We start from the raw sequence: 24,566 nt of genomic DNA, 5'->3' as shown, positions 1-24,566 counted from the left end.
TCATTGATAGTGCACCTTCCTCTCCACAAACTTAAATTGGAGAATCGTCACAACTAATATAATGACAAATAGTATGACGGCTTGTGCACTCGCAGTCCCAAATTGATAATTGATGAAAGCCTCTCGGTAGATCGAGTAAACAATGAGATTCGTAGATTGAGAAGGACCACCTTTTGTTAAAATATCAATTTGTCCGAATGTCTGGAATGCATTAATGAGTGAAATCGTAGTAATAAAAAACAGCGTTGGCGACAACATTGGAACCGTAATTCTTCTAAGTCGATAAAAATACCCAGCACCATCAATTCTCGAACTCTCATAAAGGTGTTCATCAATATTTTGTAAACCACCTAATAGAATTAGGAAGGAAAAACCTGTATTCATCCAGATCGTTGAAACAGCGACGGAAATTAATGCCCACTCAGGGTCCAATAACCATTGGATTTGCGGAAGATTGAACACGCTTAACAACCGGTTGAACATTCCAATGCTAGGATTAAACATGAAAAGCCAAATAACAGAAGATGCAGCAACCGATATGCCCATCGTTGAAGAATACATCGTTCTAAAAAAGCCGATTCCTTTTAATTTTTCATTTGCCAACAAAGCAAAAAACAACGCTAAAATGACGCCGATTGGAACCGTGTAGAGGACAAATAACGCTGTTGCTTTCATGCTATTTTGGAATTCAGATGAACTTAACAAGTATTGATAGTTTTCAAATCCGACATTAAGTGCAGCATTCCCTGCTTGATCGGTGAGAAAAAAACTTAAATAGATCGTGTGGAACATTGGATAAAAGATGAACACTGCAAATAATATAATCGACGGTAACAAGTAGAGTAGCGCTGTGCTGACATCTAGGATTTTCCGCCACTTCAAGGTTCGGTTCATGGGGACACCTCTTTATTCGCAATATAGTTTCCGTTATCAATTGTTTTTTTAATTAATTCACCGCTATGCTCATCAAAAATGGAGAGTACATCAAAATGTACATAAATTGAAAGACTGTCGCCAATTCCGATGTGCCATTGACCCGTCCATTTCGCCATCCACTCCTCCTCCCCAATTGTGAAAGAAAAGACCGTTTCATTCCCTAAAATCTCAACATTTGTTACCTCTACTTGAAAAGCTATCGTATGGTCTTCCGCTTGTGCTTCTGAATGAAGATTTTCCGGCCGTACACCAATTGTCATCTTCTGTGGCAGCATATCAAGCTGATCAGCTGGAATCGGTAGGCGAATCGTTTGTCCAATAACAAGGTGTGACGTCTGCTTGTCAAGTTCGGCTTTTGCTAAATTCATAGGCGGTGCACCGATGAACGTTGCGACAAACGGATTGGCAGGGTAATTGTAAATATCAATCGGTTTACCGATTTGCTGAATTTTGCCTTCATGCAGAATCATGATTCGATCCCCCATCGTCATTGCTTCGACTTGGTCGTGGGTGACATAAATCATCGTAATGCCAAGTTTGCGTTGAATTCGTCGAATTTCCGAGCGCATATGCGCACGAAGCTTAGCGTCCAAGTTTGATAGCGGTTCATCCATCAAACAGATCGGTGTTTCACTAACGATGGATCTTGCCAGTGCGACACGTTGCCGTTGCCCTCCTGATAATTCTCGTGGTTTGCGATCTAAGTACGCTTGCAAACCAAGCATTTCTGCAACTTCTTGTGCTTTTTGCCGTTGCTCGTCCTTCTTCATCCGCTTCACATCGAGCCCAAACGTAATGTTTTGCTGGACAGTCAAATGCGGGTAGAGTGCATAATTTTGAAACACCATCGACAAATCACGTTTGTTCGGCGTCAAATGATTGGCCACTTGATCGCCAATTTTTAACGTTCCTCCGGTAATTTCCTCGAGCCCTGCAATCATTCGTAACATCGTACTCTTCCCACAACCTGAAGGACCGACGAGAACAAAAAACTCGCCTGGCTCGATTGTTACGTTTATATTGGATATAACATCAACTTGCTTATCATACGATTTTGATACGTCGATCAGTTCCACTTTTTTCATTCAATCAAATTCCTTCCTTTTTTATCTATGACTAAATTTTCCTACTGACACACTTCGACATTTGGGCGAATGAATCCTTCTATTTTTCGCTATTTTACAATTACTTTACATAGGAGGTACTCGCGAATGAAAAAACTCGTTTTGTTGTTCCTTCTCATCCTGCTAGTTTCATGTGCACAACAGGACAAGGTTGCGTCCTTGCCAGACAATGAATTTCTCATCATTGCCCATCGCGGCGCATCCGCTTATGCACCGGAGCATTCATTACTTTCCTATGAACTTGCTGTCCAAATGCAAGCGGACTATATTGAATTGGATGTGCATCGAACACAAGACAAAGAGCTCGTAGCACTGCACGACCGTTTCATCGAACTAGGCAATGACAAACAAGCAATCGCTGATACGACGTTCAAGCAATTAAAGGCAATCCAACGCAAAGCGAGTCAACGAAAGAAAATACCTGTGACGATGCAAACAGACATTGACCCACTGCGAATCGTAAGTACAGAAGAAGTTTTTTCCCATTTTAAAGATGACGTGAATTACTATATTGAATTAAAAACACCTTCCACCTATCCCGGTATCGAGAAGACTTTGTTACAGCAATTACGAGACAATAACTTGCTACAACAAGGCAACGGGTTTCCAACCGTCATTTTGCAATCATTCGATGGTGATGCTCTTAAGGAAATTCATAAGGAAGAGCCTTCCATCCCACTTATTCAACTGTATTCCGAAAAAAACGAATCGATGCTAACAAAATCGCATTTACGCAAAGTTGCAAAGTACGCATCAGGCATCGGCGTTGACGAAAAAATCGTCACAAAAGAATTGGTCGATCGAGCGCACGCAGCGGGGTTGCACGTTCACCCTTTCACGGTAAACGATAAAGATGCCATCCGCCGAATGATTGAGCTGCAAGTGAACGGCATTTTTACCGATGTCCCTGATGTGGCAGTTGAGGTATTAAAAGAGATGAATGTGGAGTGAACTGTTGGAAGACGTAGCGAGAAAGCATTGGAGGATAGCTAGCGTTATGGTGGTAATCTTTTGAGAAATGGTGGGAACTGGTGAATTGGTGGTGAAGTCTTGTGAATGGGTAGTAAAGCAACCTGAATCGGTGATAACACCCTGAGTATCGGTGATAAACACCCCAGTATCGGTGATAACTACCCGAGTATCGGTGATAAACCTCTGAGAATCGGTGATAACTACCCGAGTATCGGTGATAACTGGCGAATCGGTGGTAAACTCGCTAGTAACGGTGGTAAAGCGACCTGAATCGGTGGTAAACTCGCTAGTATCGGTGGTAAAGCGACCTGAATCGGTGGTAAACTCGCACGAAACGGTGGTAACACCCTGAGTATCGGTGGTAACTGGCGAATCGGTGATAAACCTCCGAGTATCGGTGATAACTACCGGAGATTCGGTGATAAACCCTTGAGAATCGGTGATAACTGGCGAATCGGTGGTAAACTCCTCCCCCATGAAAAAAGAATCAACCTATCGACATTTATGATAGGTTGATTCGCTGCAAAGGATGATCGTTAATTCGCAAACTAGACGTACTTTCAAATAACGATGAACTTCTACTTCTATTTAGACAACTGCTGAAACTTCTTCTTTAAAACGTCTGACTGCCTCATCGACGGACACTTCATGGCCTAACTCGACTAATGTGTTTCCAATTTGTTCTACTGCGGTTGCTAACATGTCTTCTGTCGTGTTGCCCATATGGCCGATGCGGAACGCTTTGCCCGCTAAATGTGCTAACGCTCCTGCGACAATGATGCCTTTCTTCGCTAATGTACTTCGGAATGCTGCATCATCGACTCCTTCAGGATATAGGATACAACTGAGTGTAGATGCGGCAACCGTTTCATCCGCTAATGGTTGCATACCGTAAACTTTTAATGCAGCACGAACTGCGCGACCGAATGATGTATGTCTTGCATACCGTTTCGTCAAACCTTCATCCAATACGAGTTTCATGCCTTCATCATACGCATAAATCAAGTTTACTGGCGGCGTTGCAAAATACTTAGACGGATCTTGCATAATTGGTATCCAATTAGCAATGTCGCAGTAATATGCAGGGACTCTTTCGATTTTCTTCCTAGCCGCTAATGCAGTTTGATTGAACGCTACAATCGCCAAACCTGGTGGGACCCCGATTGCTTTTTGGGAACCGGTCAGTACGACATCGATTGTATGTCCTGCATCCCCATATTCCTTCTGCATATCTTCTTCCATCGCCGCCGTTGCACAAACGCCGTCCACAATAACGAGCGCGCCATGTTGTTTAACGATTGGGACAAGCGTCTCCAAGTCTGCCGCGACACCGGTTGATGTATCCGCATGCGTAATCGTAACCGCTTTGTATGTATGCTCTTTCATCATACGCTCGACCTCTTCAGCTGCTACTTGTTTCCCCCATTCCGCTTGTAATACATCTATTTCAATGCCAAACGCTTTCCCCAGTTGAATGAAACGGTCACCAAAATAGCCTTGACTAATAATAAGCAAACGTTCACCTGCAGCCACTGTGTTAACAAGGGCCATTTCCATTGCAATTGTTCCTGAACCCGCAACGACAAACACTTCTCCATCCGTGTTGAACAACTCTCGTGTCTTCTCGATCGACGCTTTGTATTGTGCTACAAAACGCGGGTCTGTATGCCCCCTCGTTTCACTAGCCATCGCATCGTAAATTGAATCGACAACCGGTGTCGGTCCTGGTATTAGCAACATTTCTTCATTCCTCATCTGACATCCCCCTATGTTTTATAATTGTTAGTCACCTTATAGGATTCGACTTGACGTCTTGAAAGCCCTCTTTTTGTCCAATGAATGTCGAGCCTATCAATCGTCACTTACAAAATAGCGGTTCTTTGTAATAAAAGCATTCACTCAGTAAAATCCTTACAAGCAAAAACCTTAATTGCTCCACGGTTAACAACCTGTGCAACTGACTTTTCTTCCACACGTCATTTTCAAACCTACTCCATAAATGAATCAGCGTGCAACAGACAGCCAAACTGTCTATCACACGCTGTCCAATTTCGTACTTACTAGAAAAGCTCATCTACTCTTTATGTTTGCCAATGCAACGTTCACATTCATATAGGAGTGACTCAACCTGCTCCACGATTTCACATCCACATTCCCGGCAAATTTTCATCGTCTTTGGCTCTTCGACTTTCCTCATTTGAATCTCCTCCACTCTTTTAGATTTTTAAATAACCAGGGATTGTTAAAAATTCTTCAAATTCCTCTTGTACTGTTAATTGAACAAATAGCTCTGCCGCTTCTTGAAAACGACCGAGTCGATACGTACTTTCGCCAACTCGCGCTTTCAATTGCTCCATCTCTTCTTCAAAAACTTCCTTAAACAGCTCTATCGTAATGTCACGTCCGTCTTCTAATTGTCCTTTCGGATGGCGAATCCATTGCCACACTTGTGACCTTGAAATTTCCGCTGTCGCAGCATCTTCCATTAAATGAATAATCGGTGCGGCACCATTTCCACTTAGCCAAGATGCGATATATTGAACACCGACACTGCAATTCATTCGCAAACCTTCTTCTGTAATCGTCCCTGTTGGAACTTCCAGCAAGTCTGCCGCAGTTACTTGGACGTCTTCCCGTTTTCGATGGAGCTGATTCGATGTTTTCATCTCGTTAGTAAACGCATCCATGGCGACCGCTACAAGGCCAGGATGTGCTACCCACGTGCCATCATGTCCATCGGTCACTTCTCTCCGTTTATCTTCGGCCACTTTCTGAAATGCCCGTTCATTTGCAGCCTGATCATCACGGATTGGAATTTGTGCAGCCATTCCTCCCATTGCAAACGCATTTCGTCTATGACACGTTTGAATGCAAAGTTGCGTATATGCGCGCATGAAAGGGGATGCCATCGTCACTTGTGCTCGATCCGGTAAAATGACTTCCGGGTGTTCGCGTAGCCGTTTAATGAAACTAAAAATGTAATCCCAGCGACCACAGTTCAAACCTGCTGCATGATCACGCAATTCGTATAAAATTTCATCCATCTCAAACGCAGCCGTAATTGTTTCAATAAGCATCGTTGCACGAATCGTTCCATATGGAATCCCGAGTCGTTCTTGTGCAAACTTGAAAACATCATTCCACAGTTTTGCTTCCACATGACTTTCCAGCTTTGGCAAGTAAAAATACGGTCCTGTATCGCGGGCAATCAACGCTTGCGCATTATGAAAAAAATACAATCCGAAATCGAAAAATGCTCCTGCCATCGGTTCGCCATTTATGACAATGTGCTTCTCATCCAAATGCAACCCCCGTGTGCGGACAATTAAAACAGCCGTCTCTTCATTCAAGCGATACTTCTTTCCCGTTACAGGATGCTCGTATTCAATGGTTTTGCGCACTGCATCCTTCAAATTGATTTGCCCTTCAATTAGATTCGACCATGTCGGAGAAGTCGCATCTTCAAAATCCGCCATAAATGCTTTTGCACCACAGTTTAGCGCATTGATGATCATTTTCCGGTCTACCGGGCCTGTAATTTCAACTCGACGGTCCTGTAAATCAGGAGGAATTGGCGCCACTGTCCAATCCCCCTCCCGGATGGATCGGGTCTCTTCCAAAAACCGAGGTGTTTCTCCTGCATTGAATTGCACTTGCCGTTGTTTCCGAATTTCCAGCAATTTCTTTCGCTGTTCATTAAAATTCTCATGCAAACTATAGAGGAATTCCAATGCTTCTGGTGTTAACAACTCTTCCGTTCCAGCCGTCATTTCACCGACAATATCCATATTGAAACGTGCTTGTTGCATGGTCAGAAAAACCACCCTCTCTTTATTTAAAAACTGTATGCCTCAAACGAATTGTGCTTCTTCCGTTGATCCTTTCATCGCTGTAGTGGAGGACGTTCCGCCAGAAATGACTTGTGCCACTTCATCAAAATACCCTGTACCTACTTCCCGCTGGTGGCGTGTCGCCGTATACCCCTTGGATTCATTCGCAAATTCCGCTTGCTGCAACTTCGAATACGCTGCCATTCCGTGGTCTTTGTAACCGTGTGCCAACTCAAACATGCTATGGTTCAACGAATGGAAGCCCGCTAACGTGACAAATTGGAATTTGTACCCCATCTTTCCGAGTTCTCGTTGGTATTTCGCAATGGTTTCATCATCCAAATTTGCTTTCCAGTTGAATGAAGGCGAACAATTATACGCCAGCATCTTTCCAGGGAATTTTTCATGAATCGCGTCAGCAAATCGTTTTGCTTCATCCAAGTTCGGCGTTGACGTTTCACACCAAACAAGATCTGCATAAGGTGCATAAGCAAGCCCCCTAGCAATCGCTTGATCGATACCGGCCCGCGTACGATAAAACCCTTCTGGCGTCCGCTCTCCTGTAATGAACGCATGATCCCGCTCATCGATATCACTCGTTATTAAATCCGCTGCATCTGCATCCGTTCTTGCAATGATGATTGTATCCACACCTAGCACATCAGCTGCCAACCGAGCAGAGACTAAATTCCTGACAGCATTTTGTGTTGGCAATAAAACCTTCCCGCCAAGGTGGCCACATTTTTTCTCAGAAGCTAATTGATCTTCAAAATGAACACCTGCCGCCCCTGCTTCAATCATCGCTTTCATTAATTCGAAAACATTCAACGGTCCACCAAAACCTGCTTCAGCATCCGCCACAATCGGTGCGAACCAATCAAAACCATCTGTTCTTCCTTCAGCGTGATCGATTTGGTCCGCCCGCTGAAGTGCTTGGTTAATCCGTTTGACGACATTCGGTACACTGTTTACCGGGTAAAGGCTTTGGTCAGGATACATGTGCCCTGCCATATTTGCATCTGCAGCCACTTGCCAACCACTTAGGTAAATTGCTTGCAGTCCAGCTTTCACTTGTTGTACGGCTTGATTACCAGTGAGTGCCCCTAGTGCATTGACAAAGTCCATATCATGGAGCGATCGCCAAAGACGTTCGGCACCTCTTTGCGCTAATGTATGTTGAATTTGCACAGATCCCCGAAGCTTAACAACTTCCTCTGCGGAATACGTCCGCTCAATTCCCTTCCAACGTTCCGCAGTCCCCCACGCGCGCTCCAATTGCTCCACTTGTTCTTGACGATTCATCAATACAATCCACACCTTCCAATAAATTTTGTTTAGCTCTCCAGTAAATGTTACTTTCTTACTGTTCCATAACAGCTAAACTTGTTATACATTAATATATAACAGAAATTCTAAACTGTCAGTGCTTTCCGACAAAAGGTGCTTTTTTACGGATGAATGAAGAATAAGCTCGATAACTTAGCTGGGGGGAACGATGAATGACGTTAGGAAACACAGAGCGAACATGGGAGTTTGTGCAACAGTATAGAAGTTTACTAGAAGATTGGATTCCGAGAGACGCAACGTTTGCGATTGCTTGTGAGGGTCACTACTTGTATCACAATGGAAAAGAGGAGAATTTAAAAGGAAAACAGGTTGCAACAGGCAGCATCGCCCAACTCGTCCTGCAAGAACGACGGAAAGTGGAAAACTTCTTAGATCATTCATCCTATAACGAACCAAAGTATGGCAACGGCTATCCAATCGAACTGGATGGCATGCAAGGTGCTCTTGTCGTCTACCGTCCGCAAACCAGCGAACTATCGAATCCACAACCTGTCCGTCTCTTAACGGGCAAAGCAGATAATGAGTGGTTTCCCATTCAAACTGATCGAATCACCCATCTCGAAAGCTTCCAAAAGAAAACCTTCTTCTACACCGAAGACGGACAATACAGCATTGCAAACACATTAAAAGAATTAGAAAAGAAACTACCGCCTTCATTTTTGAGAATACACCGATCCTATATCGTAAATACCGCATGCATCGAACGTATTTCAAGAGACTTCTCTTCGAACTTACAAGTGATCATAACGGATGGTACAGAGCTACCAATCAGTCAAAAATACGTAAATGAAGTGCGGTGTGTGTTGGGGTTTTAACGATAGTAATAGGAACCTATTGTATGTATGAACAGTTGGAGTGTAATAAAATCCCTACAAATGGTCATGAAAAGATGAGCGATCGTTAAACCATTTTCGTTCCATATCGGGTAAAGTCCGCAAGAAATAGCCCCTGTACTATCTGCATTGCTCCGAAGCAATACAGATGGTACAGGGGCTTGTTTATCTTGGCGTATCACAACATAAACGCCCCGCATCGCAACGTAAACTGCTCGTATCACAACACTCAACCCTCGCATCACAATACTCGCGCCGTATCACAACATAAACGCCCCGCTTCACAACGTAAATAGCTCGTATCACAACACTCAACCCTCGCATCGCAATACTCGCACCGTATCACAACATAAACGCTCCGCATCGCAACGTAAACTGCTCGTATCACAACACTCAACCCTCGCATCGCAACACTCTCGCCGTATCACAACATAAACGCTCCGCATCACAACGTAAACTGCTCGTATCACAACACTACCCCCGCGCATCGCAATACTCGCGCCGTATCACAACATAAACGTCTCGTATCGCAACGTAAACTGCTCGTATCACAACACTACCCCCGCGCATCGCAATACTCGCGCCGTATCACAACATAAACGTCTCGTATCGCAACGTAAACTGCTCGTATCACAACACTCAACCCTCGCATCGCAATACTCGCGCCGTATCACAACATAAACGCCTCGTATCGCAACGTAAATAGCTCGTATTACAACACTCAACCCTCGCATCGCAATACTATCGGCGCATAACCGTCACGCATTACACCAAAAATCCCTCTCATCCAGTTCCCAAATAAAAAACCACCCGAAAAGTAAGTTCTCACTCACTTTCCGGGCAGTTCTCATTCTATTTAATCGATTACGCATGCTGCTGCTCATACGCAGCAATGTGCTCTTCATACTGAAATGTTAAGGAAATTTCGTCCCAACCGTTTAAGAGCATTTGCTTGTAATACGGGTCAATTGTAAAACTGTACGTTTTGCCATCTTCACCGCGTACGGTTTGTTGTTCCAAGTTTACTTCTAGTGCATAAGGGGCAGCTTTCCCTTTTGCGAGCAGTTCTTCAACTTCTCCTACCGACAGGCGGATAGGTAAGATGCCGTTTTTAAAACAGTTGTTGTGGAAGATGTCTGCAAATGATGGCGCGATGACGACTTGGAAACCATAGTCCAAGATTGCCCATGGAGCGTGTTCTCTTGAAGACCCACAACCGAAGTTATCGTGGGCAACGAGAATTGTCGAGTCTTTAAAGCGTTCATCGTTCAATACGAACTTTTCATTCACCGAACCGTCTGCATTGTATCGCCAATGATAGAAAAGGTATTTTCCGAAGCCGGTACGCTCGATCCGTTTCAAGAACTCTTTCGAAATAATTTGGTCCGTGTCGACATTTTTATGATCTAGCGGAGTGAGTACACTGCGCACTTCATTAATCGGTTTCATACAATCATCCTTTCGTCATGCATGGGCAAGTTTCATCTCACGGACATCTACGAATCGTCCTTTGATGGCCGCAGCTGCAGCCATCGCTGGACTCATTAAGTGCGTGCGAGATCCTGCGCCTTGGCGTCCTTCAAAGTTCCGGTTGGATGTCGATGCACATCTTTCTCCTGCCGGTACGACATCATCATTCATCGCTAAGCACATGCTACAGCCTGATTCCCGCCATTCAAAACCAGCTTCCGTAAAGATCTTATCCAATCCTTCTTCTTCCGCTTGCTTTTTGACGGTGCGGGAGCCAGGTACGACAATTGCTGTCACAGAAGGATGCACTTTTTGTCCGGCAATTACTTCCGCTGCATTCCGTAAATCGCTTAGCCGTGCATTTGTACAAGAACCGATGAATACATGTTGAATGTCAATTTGCGTAAGTGGTGTCCCTTCAGAAAGGCCCATGTAGGCAAGTGCTTTCTTTAGCGCTTCTTTGTCAGATTCATTCGCAAAATCATCTGCTGAAGGGACATTTGCGCTAATGCCTGATCCCATTGACGGATTCGTTCCCCATGTGACGAACGGTTCGATAGCTGCTGCGTCTATTTCCAGCGTCGTGTCGTAAACCGCCCCTTCATCTGTCGCCAAAGCAAGCCATTCCGCAGCCGCTTCCTCAAAAGCAGCTCCTTTAGGAACGTACCGTCGATCTCTCAAGTAGTCCACTGTCGTTTGGTCCGGGCTAATCAACCCCGCTTTCGCTCCCGCTTCAATGGACATGTTGCAAATCGTCATCCGCTCTTCCATCGTCATCGAACGAATTGCTTCCCCTGTAAATTCCACGATATGGCCTGTTCCAACATCGATACCGAATTTCGCAATGATTGCTAAGATAACATCTTTTGCAGTTACTCCAAATCCAAGTTTACCGTTGATGCGAATTTCCATCGTCTTCGGTTTTGATTGCCATAACGTTTGCGTTGACAAGACATGCTCAACTTCACTCGTACCAATACCAAATGCGATTGCACCGAAAGCACCGTGTGTAGATGTGTGGCTATCTCCGCAAACAATCGTTTTGCCGGGTTGTGTCAAGCCAAGCTCAGGTCCGATAATGTGTACAATTCCTTGGTCCGGATGCTCCATATCCGCCAGCTCAATACCGAACTCCTGACAGTTCCGCTCCAACGTCGTGATTTGCTTTTTAGCAATCGGATCTTGGATGATCGGTAAGTTCTTTGTCGGCACGTTATGATCCATCGTCGCGAAACAAAGATCCGGCCGCCTCACTTTCCGACCTGCCAGTCGTAATCCTTCGAATGCCTGTGGAGAGGTTACTTCATGCAATAAATGAAGGTCGATATATAACAGATCCGGTTTCCCCTGTTCTTCATATACAATATGTCGGTCCCAAACCTTCTCAATAATCGTCTTTGCCATTTGCGCTTCCCCTTCCATTTACACGTAAGAAAACATAATGCTATTTGAAACAGATTGTAGATCCAATTCTTCAATTACTTTATCCGTCCACTCTTTTGTAGATAGAACCCGATCGCTGCCGCCGGACAAATCTGCTGTGTAATGTCCGTCCTCAAAAACGGTATCAATCGCTTTTTCGATTGTTGCGGCTTCTGTTTCTAGCCCGAACGAATAGCGTAACATCATCGCTGTAGATAAGATGGTCGCCGCTGGATTGGCAATGCCTTTACCTGCAACATCAGGTGCTGAGCCGTGTACCGGTTCATATAACCCGAACCCATCTGATCGCACACTCGCTGATGGCAATAAACCGAGCGAACCCGTAATAACAGACGCTTCATCACTTAAAATATCGCCGAACATATTTTCCGTCACGATGACATCGAACGCACCAGGATTTGTAATAAGCTTCATGGCAGCTGAATCGACAAGTTGATGTTCCACTTCAATATCTGGATAGCTCTTCCGCTTTTCATCGACAATCTCTCGCCAAAGCTTGCTCGATTCAAGTACGTTTGCTTTATCAACTGAAGTCACTTTCCCTCTACGTAAACGAGCAAGTTCAAAAGCTTTTTCTACAATACGTTCAATTTCCTCGCGTGTATAAACAAGTGTGTCCACCGCTGCCTTATCCGTTTTGCGACTCGGTTCACCGAAATAAAGGCCGCCTGTTAGTTCTCGCACAATCATCATATCGACTGCTTGAACGACTTCTTCCTTTAAAGGAGAAGCATGAAGCAAGGAGGGGACAGCTTTCACAGGACGCAAGTTGGCAAATAGGTCAAAATGCTTTCGAATGGCTAAAAGTCCTTTTTCTGGTCTCAGCTCAGAAGGATTTTGATCCCACTTAGGTCCGCCGACAGCCCCTAAGAGTATTGCATCACTCGATTCGCAGAGAGCGATTGTTTCCTCAGGAAGTGGATGATTAAATTCATCAATCGCTGCTCCGCCAATTGAACCGTAATTGAAATGGAAATTATGATTAAATCGTCTTGCCACAACTTCGAGAACTCTGACAGCCGCCTCAGTCACTTCCGGTCCGATACCATCGCCTTGTAATACAGCTACTCTTTTTTCCATTGTTCTTCTCCTCCTTTTAAATGTGTACAGCCTTTCCATTATAAAAAAACGAAATTTTCAGTCTTGACTACTTAGAAATCTTTGTATTTTACACCTGACTGACCGGCTCAGCCACTTTCACTGAGTCCTTCACTAACTTTCGATTAATCGCGTTCAAATAAGCTTTTGCAGATGCTTCTAGTACATCTTGTGAAATATCTCTTCCTGTATAAGTCTCTCCGTTAAAACGCAAGTTGACGACTGCTTCCCCAAGTGCGTCTCGACCTTTACCGATTGACGTGACACGGTAATCCATAATGTTCACTTGCCCTTTGACAAGTAGCTCCAATGCATTGAATATCGCCTCTACTGAACCGGCGCCAGTTGTTGCAATAACGACATTCTCACCTGTTGGTACATTCGCAGATACTGTGGCAGTCGGTACATTTGACGTTCCATATTGGACTTGCACATTCGTCAATTCATAAATGTCCGCATTCGCGTTTTCAATTTGCTTACCGGTGAAGAGAACAAACAAATCATCTTCCGTAATTTCTTTTTTACGATCAGCAAGTTTCTTGAACGCACTGAATGCTTCGTTCAATTGATTTTCAGTCAAATCAAAGCCCATTGTAATTGCACGATCTTTAAATGCATGACGGCCTGAATGCTTGCCAAGTGCAAGCGGTGCTGTCGTTTCACCGATCAACTCCGGTGTAATGATTTCATACGTTTCACGATTTTTCAACATACCATCTTGATGGATGCCTGATTCATGGGCAAATGCATTTTTCCCGACAACCGCTTTGTTCGGTTGAATGACGACACCTGTAAGCTGACTTACCAACTGGCTTGTGCGCTTGATTTCCTGAAGATTGATGCCTGTTTCTAGTCCATAGAAATCTTTTCGAATATGGAGTGCAACAGCAATTTCCTCAAGCGCTGCATTACCAGCACGCTCACCAATTCCATTAATCGTCCCTTCAACTTGATCGGCGCCGTTTTCGATTGCCGCTATGGAATTCGCAACGGCCATCCCTAAGTCGTTATGGCAATGTGCCGACAGTTTTACTCGATCAATGCCTGTCACATTCTCTTTCAAGAATTTAAATAACGCACCGTATTCCTGCGGAGTTGCATAACCGACGGTATCAGGAATATTAATTGTCGTAGCGCCAGCTTGGATCACTTGATTAATAATACGAACTAAGAAAGCTGGATCGGATCGAAATGCATCTTCTGCAGACCATTGAACAAGCGGAAAGAATTTTTTTGCATATTTTACTGCTTCCACTGCGATATCAACGACTTGATCGGGTGTCTTTTTGAGTTTGTATTCCATATGGATTGGCGAAGTTGCCAAAAACACATGGAGGTGTGGCTGTTGACCGCCTTTTAACGCTTCCCAAGATGTATCAATATCACTTTTCATCGCTCTTGCAAGCCCTGTCACTGTTGAGTTTTTCACGGTATTTGCGATTCTCTGTACTGCTTCGAAATCACCAGGTGAAGAAGCAGGGAATCCTGCTTCAATCACCGTAGCACCAAAACGTTCAAGTTGGCGGGCAATTTCCATCTTTTCTGCTGTATTTAAGTTAATGCCAGCGGATTGTTCACCGTCACGAAGGGTTGTATCAAAGATGTCAATTTTGCGCACTACCCACCACTTCTTCCTGTTTTGTTTTCTTACCATCGTTTACGAAAGGCATCATTGCACGAAGTTTTTCACCGACCACTTCAATTTGGTGCTTCGCTTCTGATTCTTCATAGGCGTTGAAGTTCGGACGACCGTTTTCGTTTTCGTCGATCCACCCTTTCGCGAACTTCCCTTCTTGGATATCTGTCAGGATGTCTTTCATGCGTGCTTTCGTATCTGCATCGACAACGCGTGGACCTGAAACGAAATCACCCCACTCAGCAGTGTCGGAGATGGAATAACGCATACCTGACATACCGCCTTCATACATCAAATCGACGATTAATTTCAATTCATGCATCGTTTCGAAATACGCTAATTCCGGTTGATAGCCCGCTTCTACTAATGTTTCAAAACCTGCTTTTACAAGTGAAGTTAATCCACCACAAAGTACTGCTTGCTCTCCGAATAGATCCGTTTCTGTCTCTTCTTTGAAAGATGTTTCAAGAACGCCTGCACGTGCTGAACCGATTCCTTTCGCATATGCAAGTGCTACATCTTTCGCTTGGCCCGATACGTCTTGATAGACCGCAAACAATGCTGGTACACCTGCACCTGCTTCGTATGTTCTACGTACAAGGTGTCCTGGCCCTTTAGGTGCAACGAGGAATACATCCACATCTGCCGGAGGAACGATTTGACCGAAGTGTACATTGAAACCATGTGCGAATACGAGTGATTTTCCTGCTGTTAATGCCGGTTTGATTTCTTCGTCATATACTTTCTTCTGTCTTTCATCCGGAAGAAGAATCATAATGATATCCGCTTGTTCAGCCGCTTCAGCAACTGTTTTCACTTCAAGTCCGTCTTCTTTTGCTTGGTCGAACGATTTACCTGGGCGTACACCAACTACGACATTGAATCCTGAATCTTTCAAGTTCTGCGCGTGCGCATGACCTTGTGAACCGTATCCTACAACTGCAATCGTCTTTCCTTGTAAAAGTCCTTCGTTGATATCTTGGTTATAATACATTTTAGCCATTGGTAGTTCCTCCTTGGGTTTTGGGTTTAGTTTTTTTATAGAAAGGCTCGTTATGAATCTGACTACTCTTTGCAATGAACAGCAGGTTAACGTTCAAATGAATATTAATTCTGACATATCGATATAAGTTGATCGCCTATTTCACTTGATTCGCAAACCTTTCGTTCCGCTACTGACTAGCCGTAATCCGTTCACAATGCCTATTTCAAAATAGAAAGTTGTGGTGATGGGGCTTTTTGGTTTTCTCTTGTGAATGCTGTCGCCCCGGTTCTTGCCAATTCTTTAATGCCGTAAGGTTTGACGAGATCGATGAATGCCTCGATTTTTTCAGGTGTTCCCGTCACTTGATACGTGACGACATTTTTTCCTGAGTCGATAATGGTTGCACGGAATGGCTCTACGATGCTATTAATTTCTGCACGCGCATGAGGAGGTGAAACGACTTTCACAAGCGCCAATTCCCGCATAACAATCGCTTTATCGGTAATGTCATTCACTTTTATGACATCGATTTGTTTCTGCAGCTGTTTCACCAACTGTTCGATTTTCCGCTCATCTTCCACATGGACGATAAACGTCATTTTCGACATGCCCGCTTGTTCGGTATGACCGACCGTAATGTTTTCAATATTGAACTGGCGTTTCATTAATAAGCCTGTCACGCGGTTCAATACACCACTTTGGTTAATGACCGTTACGGAAATAACTCTCTTCATACATTTTTCACCCCGATCATTTCATGAATGCCTTTACCTGGTGCAATCATCGGATAGACGTTTTCCATCATCTTCACTCTGCAATCAATGAGGACGGGTTCATCCGACAACAACGCTTCACGGAATAATTCTTCCGCATTGTCTTTTTTCGTAATGCGGTACCCTTTAATGTCGTATGCGTCTGCTAGTTTAACAAAATCCGGTTGTACAGGAATTAAAGACTGTGAATACCGTTCGTCGTAAAATGTCTGCTGCCATTGACGAACCATTCCAAGTGCACCGTTGTTTAGAATGACAATTTTCACCGGAATTCTCATTTCTTGCAGTAAAGAAAGTTCTTGAGCGGTCATTTGGAAACCACCATCTCCGACGAATGCAATAACTCTTTTATCCGGCTTTGCGAGTTGTGCCCCAATCGCCGCTGGGAAACCGAATCCCATTGTTCCGAGTCCACCAGAAGTGACCCAATGATCTGGATTGTTCAACTTGTAATATTGGGCTGCCCACATTTGATGTTGCCCGACGTCCGTCGTAACAATAGCATTTCCTTCCGTAATTCGGTGCACCATTTGAATGGCTTCTTGTGGCAAGATTTCATGCTCATCTTCGTTGTACCACAATGGTGCTTCTTCGGTTAATGCAGCCAAGTGTGCAAGCCAGTCAGCTGTATCAGGTGCTTTCATGTCTTGTTGAAGCAATGCTTGCAATGCTTCTTTTGCGTCCGCCACGATTGGAATCGCTGTCGGTACGTTTTTGCCGATTTCTGCAGGATCGATGTCAATATGGATGACTTTTGCGTTCAAAGCGAAGTGATTCAAGTTTCCTGTCAACCGATCATCAAATCGCGCCCCAATATTGACGAGTACGTCACATTCACTAATCGCCATATTGGCTGTGTACGTTCCATGCATACCTGCCATCCCTAGAAACAGCTCATGATCGCCTGCAATACTGCCTAAACCAAGCAATGTATTGGTAACTGGAATCTTATTTGTTTCTACAAAAGTTTTCAATTCTTCCATTGCCTGACCGTGCAATACACCAGCGCCTGCAAGAATTAACGGTTTCTTCGCTGCCGAAATTGCTTCGACCGCTTTTTGTATTTGTAAGTAGTTAGGAGTTGTCGTCGGTTGGTAACCTGGCAAATTCACTTCTGCGCGACGTTCTTCTTCCGTCACAAAGATTTCAGTCGCAACGTTTTTAGGAATATCGACGACTACCGGACCACGTCTACCCGTCGAAGCAATATGAAATGCCTCTTTAATAATTCTCGGCAAGTCCGCCACATGTTGCACTTGGTAGTTATGTTTTGTAATTGGCGTTGTAATACCGATAATATCTGCTTCTTGAAAAGCATCCGTTCCGATGACTGTCGTTGCTACTTGGCCGGTAAATACGACGAGCGGCAATGAATCCATCATTGCATCGGTAATGCCGGTGACAAGGTTTGTCGCTCCTGGTCCCGATGTGGCAATGACAACACCCGGTTTGCCAGAGACGCGCGCATAGCCTTCCGCTGCATGAATTGCTCCCTGTTCATGACGTGCAAGCACATGGGGAATCGGATCCTTGTACAATGCATCGTAAATTGGTAAGACTGCACCCCCGGGATAACCGAAAATGACTTCGACACCTTGATCTTTCAATCCTTGAATCAAGACTGCAGATCCATCCATCGGTTGATTTTTCTGTTGCTCTTCCATGGGCTCAGGCGCCATTTCCGCAACTGCTTGCTTCGTTTGAACTTCCGCACTCATTTACAAACTCCTCCTAACTGATTTGTTCTACCGTCTATAAAAAAAGAAAAGCTTTTTCTCCCCACACAAAAAGACCTACTCTCTGTGTAAGGGATGAAAAAGCTTTTCATGGTACCACCCTTGTTTACGACTTGCGTCGCCTCATGAATGGATAGCAATCGTGAAACTGTAAGGTAGCTGTCAGTAGATGACACAGCCTAATTTCACAGATCGATACAATCCATTCTTTGCTAACGGGCTTTTTATGCTAGCCCGGAATCGCCTACTTAGTTTCCTGTTCAGCCATCCACTCCGAGGTGATATCGCGAATAGTTGCATCGCCGGCTTCCAGCACGACCGGCTCTCTGGTAAATGCAAGACTCTATTCCCTTTTGCCTCATCATCGAGTTGTTATATTTTCATGACGCCGCCAGTGCTTGCGGACGTTACAAGTTTTGAATACCTTGCTAAGTAGCCTTTTTTAATCTTTGGTTCAAAAGGCTGTAGCGTTTCTTTACGACTTGCCAATTCTTCATCTGAAACTTGCAGTTCAATCGTCCGATTCGTCAAATCAATTGCAATGATGTCTCCATTTTGCACTAACGCAATTGGACCACCTTCTGCCGCTTCTGGAGAAATATGCCCGATCGAAATGCCTCGTGACGCTCCTGAAAAACGACCGTCCGTAATAAGTGCTACCTTCGTACCTAAACCTCTTCCTTGAATTGCGGAAGTTGGTGCTAGCATTTCAGGCATACCCGGTCCACCTTTTGGACCTTCATACCGAATAACGACGACATGGCCTTCTTTCACTGTGCCATTATCAATGTTTTCTTGTGCAGCCTCTTGCGAATCAAAGACAATCGCTTCACCTGTAAATTCTTTAATCGACGGGTCAACTGCCCCGACTTTGATAACGCCACCTTCAGGAGCGATATTACCGAATAAGACGGATAACCCTCCAACAGGACTATATGGATTGTCTTTCGTCCGGATGACTTGCTCGTTTGTAATCTTATAATCTTGCACGTCTTCACCGATTGTCTTACCCGTAATCGTCAATCTGTTTGGATGAATCGCACCTGGTATTTTCGTCAGTTCGTTAATAATTGCACTGACCCCACCTGCTTTGAAAATATCATCCATCGAAATATCGGACGCTGGCATGATCTTCGCTAAATACGGCACACGTTCTGCAACTTTATTAATATCTTGGACACTATACTCAATTTCTGCTTCATGTGCGATTGCTAATGTATGAAGAACCGTATTTGTCGATCCACCCATTGCCATATCAAGCGCAAACGCATCATCAATTGCTTCTTTTGTGACAATGTCACGCGGTTTCACATTTTCTTTTACCATTCGTACTAAATGTTTTGCAGCATCTTTAATCAATTTATGGCGTTCGTCTGAAGTTGCGACGATTGTTCCGTTACCCGGCAAAGCCAATCCAAGCATTTCCATGAGACAGTTCATGGAGTTTGCTGTAAACATGCCTGAACAGGAACCACAAGTTGGGCAAGCATTGTTTTCAATGTCGAGCAACTCTTCAGCAGACATCTTACCTGATTTAAATGCGCCAACACCTTCAAATACAGAAGTCAGTGAAAGTTGAGCACCAGTAGCTGATACGCCAGCTTCCATCGGACCACCTGAGACAAAAACAGAAGGAACATTCGTCCGAACTGCTGCCATTAGCATTCCGGGTGTAATTTTGTCACAGTTCGGAATGTAGAACACGCCGTCGAACCAGTGAGCGTTAATGACCGTTTCAGCAGAATCGGCAATTAATTCACGGCTCGGAAGTGAATACCGCATTCCGATATGGCCCATCGCGATTCCGTCATCGACACCAATCGTGTTGAATTCAAACGGAACACCACCCGCTTCCCAAATTGCTTCTTTTACAATCTCGGCAAATTTATTCAAATGTTTATGACCTGGAATAATATCAATATACGAATTGCACACACCGATGAAAGGTTTTTCCAAATCTCTCGTCTTAATGCCTGTCGCATATAGTAGACTTCTATGTGGTGCTCGATCGACACCTTTTTTAATCATGTCACTTCTCATAATATCTCTCCTAGTCCGCTCATCTATCAGCTTTCACAAAACTAATAGAAATATGAGAATCAACTCACATATCAAAATAGATTGTTGCTATCATATATCGGAACGCAACTGGAGTCAACCGTCTATTTTTAATTATTTCTCAATTACGAATTATAATAAAAAATGTATCCGCTTACATCTGCGATATATTGCATATCATAAAAAATATGACCATTTAAAAATATTTTTTTCAATGGTCACGTAAAAACAATTTCAACTCATCAATTAACAATTATTTGGTATAAAATAAAGAAATCTCGAACAGTCTGCAAAACAGAAAAAAACTCCATTCACCAATTTTTACATGGTAAATGAAGCATGAATCGGACAAGAATATTTACTCAGTGAACGCGTCTATCCGCCACCCTGCTTTCTTAACATACTTGTAGGTGACATGAAATGTTTCCGCGGTACGTGTTTCTCCAATCGGCACCGTCAGTTCAAACGTCATCTTTTTCTTCTTGCTCTTCAATACGCTCGCTGTAGCGATTTCCCACTGCAATACAGAACTAATTTCAACAACAGGTTGCGCCAAAATCCCATCGTGTTTAATAAATCCGTTCTCTTTCATAAAACGTTTTGCTTTTTTCTTTGTGACGTATTTGTGTAATTCGGATTTCAACTTCTTTTTTGTATTCACATGCTCCGCTAAAAAGCGATATTCAATCCCATTATGGGTAAACGTTTTGTACTCCCCTTCTTCGTACGTACCGCCAGCGAGTAGGGTATTACCCGTTTCTGCCCATGTAGTCGCCAACTCTACCGCATCTTTTGGTGTTAGAGCAACCGGATCCCTTTTCGTTCCACTTCCACAGGCAGTCAACAGGAAAAGGAGAATGACCACCCCTACCGTACAGACCTTCCTCAATACCATCGCCCCCCTGTCTTGCTCATACATTAGCGTATGAGACGGACAATGCGCGCATACACTTTGTATAAAAATTCACAGAGGAACATTTACCTTATCGGAGGATTAAGGTTCTCATCACACATTTCCATAAGCAGGATACGTTGCAGCGGCTTATTGATAATGCTGTTAGGGCGTATTTAAATGATTTTTTATAATTCCATCCCGACAAACTAGGTAGACCGTTTACATTTTGTTATATACCTTCTCATGTATAAAGTCTACAATATGCATGGCTCGGGAAGTTTTCGAAAGTCCCGCTCGCTCAACACCTACTTTCATCTGAAGTAAGCAACCTGGATTTGTCGTCACAATGGTGGTAGCTTTTATCCCCTTGATTTCTTCCATTTTCGACCTCAAAATTGTTGAGGCCATTTCAGGTTGAAGAAGATTATAAATACCAGCTGATCCACAACAAAGATGTGCGCTAGGCATTTCTATGAAGTACTTACCACTTAGCGCTTTAACAATCGCTCGAGTTTCTTCTTTTACACCGTTTACGTTGCGTAAGTGACAAGAATCTTGATACGTAACAATTTCGGAAGACGGTTCAATTCCTTCTAATTCATCAATAATGCCCAGTTTGACGAGCAATGTCGTAATGTCAATTTGCTTCGCCACAAACGCTTTCGCTTTTTCGTAATAGGGAGAATCAGACGTCACCAATCGGTCATATTCAGACAGAAACGCACCGCATCCTCCTGCATTATTTACAATATAATCGACAGAAGACACGTCAAAAGCATTGAGATTCTTTTCAGCATTCCGTTTAGCACGCTCCATCTCTCCACTATGCCCTTGCAACGCTCCACAACATTGTTGGCCTTTTGGAATGACAACTTCACAGCCAAGATATTGCAGTAGTTCAATCGTATGCCGGTTCGTTTCTTGGAACATCGTATCCATGAGACAACCTGTAAAAAACGCAACTTTTGTCGTTCCTATCCTTTTGGACAATCGTATCCCTTCGGATTTAGAAGGCGCAGGCAATGCCTTTTCCATGTCTTTCATAAATGGTGGGAACAGTTCCATGAACCCGACTTTACGAATGACTTTCTGCAAACCTGACTGTTGGTAAAAGGTTAGTAGTTTTACCGCTGTCTTCATTTTCCTTTGATCTGCAAAGAGATGATCAAATGCACCTTTTCTAATGACTTTCTCTTTCACTGATTGAGCTTTCACATCTAAGATCGCCTCCCGCGTTTCCTCAATCAACGTTCCATATTGCACACCTGCTGGACAAGCTGGCTCACAAGCGCGGCAGCCTAAACACAAGTCAAAAGCCTCCTCAATTGAACTATCCCATTGCACAAGTCCATCTCGTACCGCTTTCATTAAAGCAATTCGACCACGCGGCGACTGTGTTTCATCAAAATCCGAATGGATATATGTCGGGCAAGCCGGTAAACAAAAACCGCAACGCATGCAATCCATTAACCGATTTTCATCCACATGTGTGACAAACGCTTGCTTGTATTGTTTCGCTTTGCTGTTATTCATTGTGCACAACCACTCTTTTTTTCGTTGATTTGGCGAATATCTTTCCTGGATTCATGATGTTTAATGGATCAATTGCCTGCTTGATCCCTTTCATCGTTGCAATACCCGCCTTGCCTATTTTCCATTCTAAATAGGGGGCTTTCATCTCCCCTACTCCGTGTTCGCCTGTAATTGTGCCTCCTAACGAAATCGCATAGTCGAAAATGTCAGCGAAAGCCATCTCTACTCGCGCCATTTCCTCTTCATCACGCGTATCTGTAAGAATGGTCGGATGTAAATTTCCGTCACCAGCATGTCCAAACGTACAAATGAGCAAGTTATGTTTTACCGCAATTTCTTGAATTGCCTTCACCATCTTTGCAATTTCAGAACGGGGAACGGTCGCATCTTCCAATATTGTCGTAGGACGTTTTCGGGCAAGTGCAGACAAAGCAACTCTTCTCGCCACACTTAAACGATCTGCCTCTTCTTTCGTTTGAGCAAGCTGAGTCGATATCGCGCCTTGCTTCATGCATAATGTATGTACAAATTCCATATCCCGTTCGACAACTTCCGGATCACCATCTTGTTCAATTAAAAGCATCGCTTCACAATTTGTCGGAAGACCAATTTGCATGAATTCTTCTACAGCCGTAATTGTTCCTTGGTCCATGAACTCAAGTGTTGCTGGCACAATTTTTGCCGCAATAATCGACGAAACCGTTTCTGCAGCCCGCTCAAGTTTGTCATAAAAAACGACTAGCGTCTTTTTCGTTATTGGCGCAGGAAGCAAGCCTAGCGTAATTTCCACAATGATCCCAAGTGTTCCTTCAGATCCAACAAATAAGCTCGTCAAGTCGTATCCTGCAACATCCTTAGCCAGTTTTCCACCCGTCTCAAGCAACTCACCACTCGGCAAAACGACTGTTAACGATTTTACATAGTCACGCGTGACGCCGTATTTTAATCCACGTAATCCGCCTGAATTCTCACTTACATTTCCACCAATTGTGGAAATACTCATTGAGCTAGGATCTGGCGGGTAAAATAAACCCCGTTCAGCTACTCTTTCATTTATCTCCTGCGTAATCACACCGGGTTGAACAGTTATCGTCAAATTCTCTTCATCCAGTTCTAAAATTTGATTCATCCGATTAAATAAGATGACAACCCCTCCCGAAGTCGGTGTTGTGCCTGCCGCCAAGTTCGTTCCTGAACCACGTGAAACAATTGGAATTCGATGTGCTGAACAAACTCTGACAATCTCTTGCACCTCTTCAATCGACGAGGGAGATAAAACGATGTCAGGTAACGCTTGGAAATTAGCAGTCGCATCGTAGGAATATGCCAGTAACTGTGCTGTTGACGTCTTTGCATATGCAGAACCTGTTATGGCAATTAACTGTTCCTTCACTTGTTCTTCCAATGAACAACCTCCTCAATATTCTTATTAATATGAACAATTACCATTAGTATAACGATAGATTATGTATGTCACAAACAGAAACTAGACAAAGCATGTTTATCATTCAACTCTTTACAAGCGTACCCCTTCATTTCCGCGGACTACGTTACACCCATCTTTCCACAAAGTGGATTGATCGATCTATCGATCACTTACGCAATACGCCCGTTAATGACGCTTAATTGTCGATTTCTAAGCGACAGCATCCTGAAAATATTCATTCCAATGTCGCGATTTGTCGAATGGTTCATTCAAAACGATTTGTCTGGTAAAAAACAAGAAATGACAAGCATTTTCTTATTTGAATCAATCATCTCTCATTATTTTCAGAAGAATCTTTCGACATTTTTCGCGCATTCACAACCTGTGGATAACTTTGTCCACATACTCCACTTTGAAACACTTGGATTTCCACTGTTACAAACAAGTTAACCACAACTTATCCACGTGTAA

General features: G+C 43.8%; 21 protein-coding genes. 2 read left to right on the top strand and 19 right to left on the bottom strand.

Annotated elements, in window-relative coordinates:
• Both QT711_RS05010 and QT711_RS05005 read right to left on the bottom strand, forming a co-directional pair.
• On the bottom strand, positions 1 to 894 hold the full coding sequence (locus QT711_RS05010) for a carbohydrate ABC transporter permease (RefSeq protein WP_317942422.1): 894 nt from the start codon (positions 892 to 894) through the stop codon (positions 1 to 3).
• On the bottom strand, positions 891 to 2,021 hold the full coding sequence (locus QT711_RS05005) for an ABC transporter ATP-binding protein (RefSeq protein ID WP_317942421.1): 1,131 nt from the start codon (positions 2,019 to 2,021) through the stop codon (positions 891 to 893). The genes QT711_RS05010 and QT711_RS05005 overlap by 4 nt, the downstream gene beginning before the upstream one ends.
• Before the next feature lie 126 nt (positions 2,022 to 2,147).
• On the opposite strand from QT711_RS05005, the gene QT711_RS05000 reads away from it, so the two are divergent.
• On the top strand, positions 2,148 to 3,011 hold the full coding sequence (locus tag QT711_RS05000; RefSeq protein ID WP_317942420.1) for a glycerophosphodiester phosphodiesterase: 864 nt from the start codon (positions 2,148 to 2,150) through the stop codon (positions 3,009 to 3,011).
• On the opposite strand, the gene QT711_RS04995 is transcribed toward QT711_RS05000, so the two are convergent.
• From QT711_RS04995 to aceA, 5 genes are all read right to left on the bottom strand, one after another.
• Positions 2,988 to 3,509, bottom strand: a complete 522-nt coding sequence (locus QT711_RS04995; RefSeq protein ID WP_317942419.1) for a hypothetical protein — start codon at positions 3,507 to 3,509, stop codon at positions 2,988 to 2,990. The two genes, QT711_RS05000 and QT711_RS04995, sit on opposite strands and share 24 nt — an antisense overlap.
• A gap of 111 nt (positions 3,510 to 3,620) precedes the next feature.
• The gene (locus QT711_RS04990; RefSeq protein ID WP_317942418.1) at positions 3,621 to 4,787 is read right to left on the bottom strand and encodes a pyridoxal-phosphate-dependent aminotransferase family protein; all 1,167 of its coding nucleotides are present in this window, start codon (positions 4,785 to 4,787) and stop codon (positions 3,621 to 3,623) included.
• Between the two features lie 319 nt (positions 4,788 to 5,106).
• On the bottom strand, positions 5,107 to 5,229 hold the full coding sequence (locus QT711_RS04985) for a YhfH family protein (protein WP_317942417.1): 123 nt from the start codon (positions 5,227 to 5,229) through the stop codon (positions 5,107 to 5,109).
• A gap of 19 nt (positions 5,230 to 5,248) precedes the next feature.
• Positions 5,249 to 6,841 (bottom strand): malate synthase A, encoded by a 1,593-nt coding sequence (aceB, locus tag QT711_RS04980; protein ID WP_317942416.1) that lies wholly within the window; start codon positions 6,839 to 6,841, stop codon positions 5,249 to 5,251.
• Positions 6,842 to 6,883: 42 nt separating this feature from the next.
• On the bottom strand, positions 6,884 to 8,164 hold the full coding sequence (aceA, locus tag QT711_RS04975) for an isocitrate lyase (RefSeq protein WP_398295691.1): 1,281 nt from the start codon (positions 8,162 to 8,164) through the stop codon (positions 6,884 to 6,886).
• 197 nt (positions 8,165 to 8,361) lie between these two features.
• Here aceA and QT711_RS04970 point away from each other — a divergent pair, with 197 nt between their 5' ends.
• Positions 8,362 to 9,024 (top strand): LytR/AlgR family response regulator transcription factor, encoded by a 663-nt coding sequence (locus QT711_RS04970; protein ID WP_317942414.1) that lies wholly within the window; start codon positions 8,362 to 8,364, stop codon positions 9,022 to 9,024.
• On the opposite strand, the gene QT711_RS04965 is transcribed toward QT711_RS04970, so the two are convergent.
• The 12 genes from QT711_RS04965 to QT711_RS04910 form a co-directional block, all read right to left on the bottom strand.
• On the bottom strand, positions 9,021 to 9,275 hold the full coding sequence (locus QT711_RS04965; RefSeq protein ID WP_317942413.1) for a hypothetical protein: 255 nt from the start codon (positions 9,273 to 9,275) through the stop codon (positions 9,021 to 9,023). The genes QT711_RS04970 and QT711_RS04965 overlap by 4 nt on opposite strands.
• 631 nt (positions 9,276 to 9,906) lie before the next feature.
• Positions 9,907 to 10,491 carry a 3-isopropylmalate dehydratase small subunit gene (leuD, locus tag QT711_RS04960; protein WP_317942412.1) on the bottom strand — a complete coding sequence of 195 codons (585 nt, stop codon included), beginning with the start codon at positions 10,489 to 10,491 and terminating at the stop codon, positions 9,907 to 9,909.
• A gap of 15 nt (positions 10,492 to 10,506) precedes the next feature.
• Complete coding sequence (gene leuC / locus QT711_RS04955) at positions 10,507 to 11,916, bottom strand: 3-isopropylmalate dehydratase large subunit (RefSeq protein ID WP_317942411.1); 1,410 nt, start codon at positions 11,914 to 11,916, stop codon at positions 10,507 to 10,509.
• 18 nt (positions 11,917 to 11,934) lie between these two features.
• Positions 11,935 to 13,035 carry a 3-isopropylmalate dehydrogenase gene (leuB, locus tag QT711_RS04950; RefSeq protein ID WP_317942410.1) on the bottom strand — a complete coding sequence of 367 codons (1,101 nt, stop codon included), beginning with the start codon at positions 13,033 to 13,035 and terminating at the stop codon, positions 11,935 to 11,937.
• Between the two features lie 88 nt (positions 13,036 to 13,123).
• Positions 13,124 to 14,671, bottom strand: a complete 1,548-nt coding sequence (locus QT711_RS04945) for a 2-isopropylmalate synthase (RefSeq protein WP_317942611.1) — start codon at positions 14,669 to 14,671, stop codon at positions 13,124 to 13,126.
• A complete protein-coding gene (gene ilvC, locus QT711_RS04940; protein WP_317942409.1) occupies positions 14,658 to 15,692 on the bottom strand; it encodes a ketol-acid reductoisomerase in 1,035 nt (344 codons plus the stop codon). The genes QT711_RS04945 and ilvC overlap by 14 nt, the downstream gene beginning before the upstream one ends.
• Before the next feature lie 200 nt (positions 15,693 to 15,892).
• Complete coding sequence (gene ilvN, locus QT711_RS04935; RefSeq protein WP_317942408.1) at positions 15,893 to 16,408, bottom strand: acetolactate synthase small subunit; 516 nt, start codon at positions 16,406 to 16,408, stop codon at positions 15,893 to 15,895.
• Positions 16,405 to 18,126, bottom strand: a complete 1,722-nt coding sequence (gene ilvB / locus QT711_RS04930) for an acetolactate synthase large subunit (protein ID WP_317942610.1) — start codon at positions 18,124 to 18,126, stop codon at positions 16,405 to 16,407. The genes ilvN and ilvB overlap by 4 nt, the downstream gene beginning before the upstream one ends.
• A 429-nt stretch (positions 18,127 to 18,555) precedes the next feature.
• Complete coding sequence (ilvD, locus tag QT711_RS04925) at positions 18,556 to 20,223, bottom strand: dihydroxy-acid dehydratase (RefSeq protein WP_317942407.1); 1,668 nt, start codon at positions 20,221 to 20,223, stop codon at positions 18,556 to 18,558.
• 376 nt (positions 20,224 to 20,599) lie between these two features.
• Positions 20,600 to 21,130, bottom strand: coding sequence for a DL-endopeptidase inhibitor IseA family protein (locus QT711_RS04920; RefSeq protein WP_317942406.1), 531 nt, complete (start codon positions 21,128 to 21,130; stop codon positions 20,600 to 20,602).
• Positions 21,131 to 21,355: 225 nt separating this feature from the next.
• A complete protein-coding gene (locus QT711_RS04915; RefSeq protein ID WP_317942405.1) occupies positions 21,356 to 22,669 on the bottom strand; it encodes a (Fe-S)-binding protein in 1,314 nt (437 codons plus the stop codon).
• A complete protein-coding gene (locus tag QT711_RS04910) occupies positions 22,662 to 24,074 on the bottom strand; it encodes an FAD-linked oxidase C-terminal domain-containing protein (protein WP_317942404.1) in 1,413 nt (470 codons plus the stop codon). The genes QT711_RS04915 and QT711_RS04910 overlap by 8 nt, the downstream gene beginning before the upstream one ends.
• Between the last annotated feature and the right edge of the window lie 492 nt (positions 24,075 to 24,566).

The organism is Sporosarcina saromensis (assembly GCF_033253735.1).
Taxonomy (GTDB): Bacteria; Bacillota; Bacilli; order Bacillales_A; family Planococcaceae; genus Sporosarcina; species Sporosarcina saromensis.
This window is presented reverse-complemented; position numbering and strand designations above follow the sequence as displayed.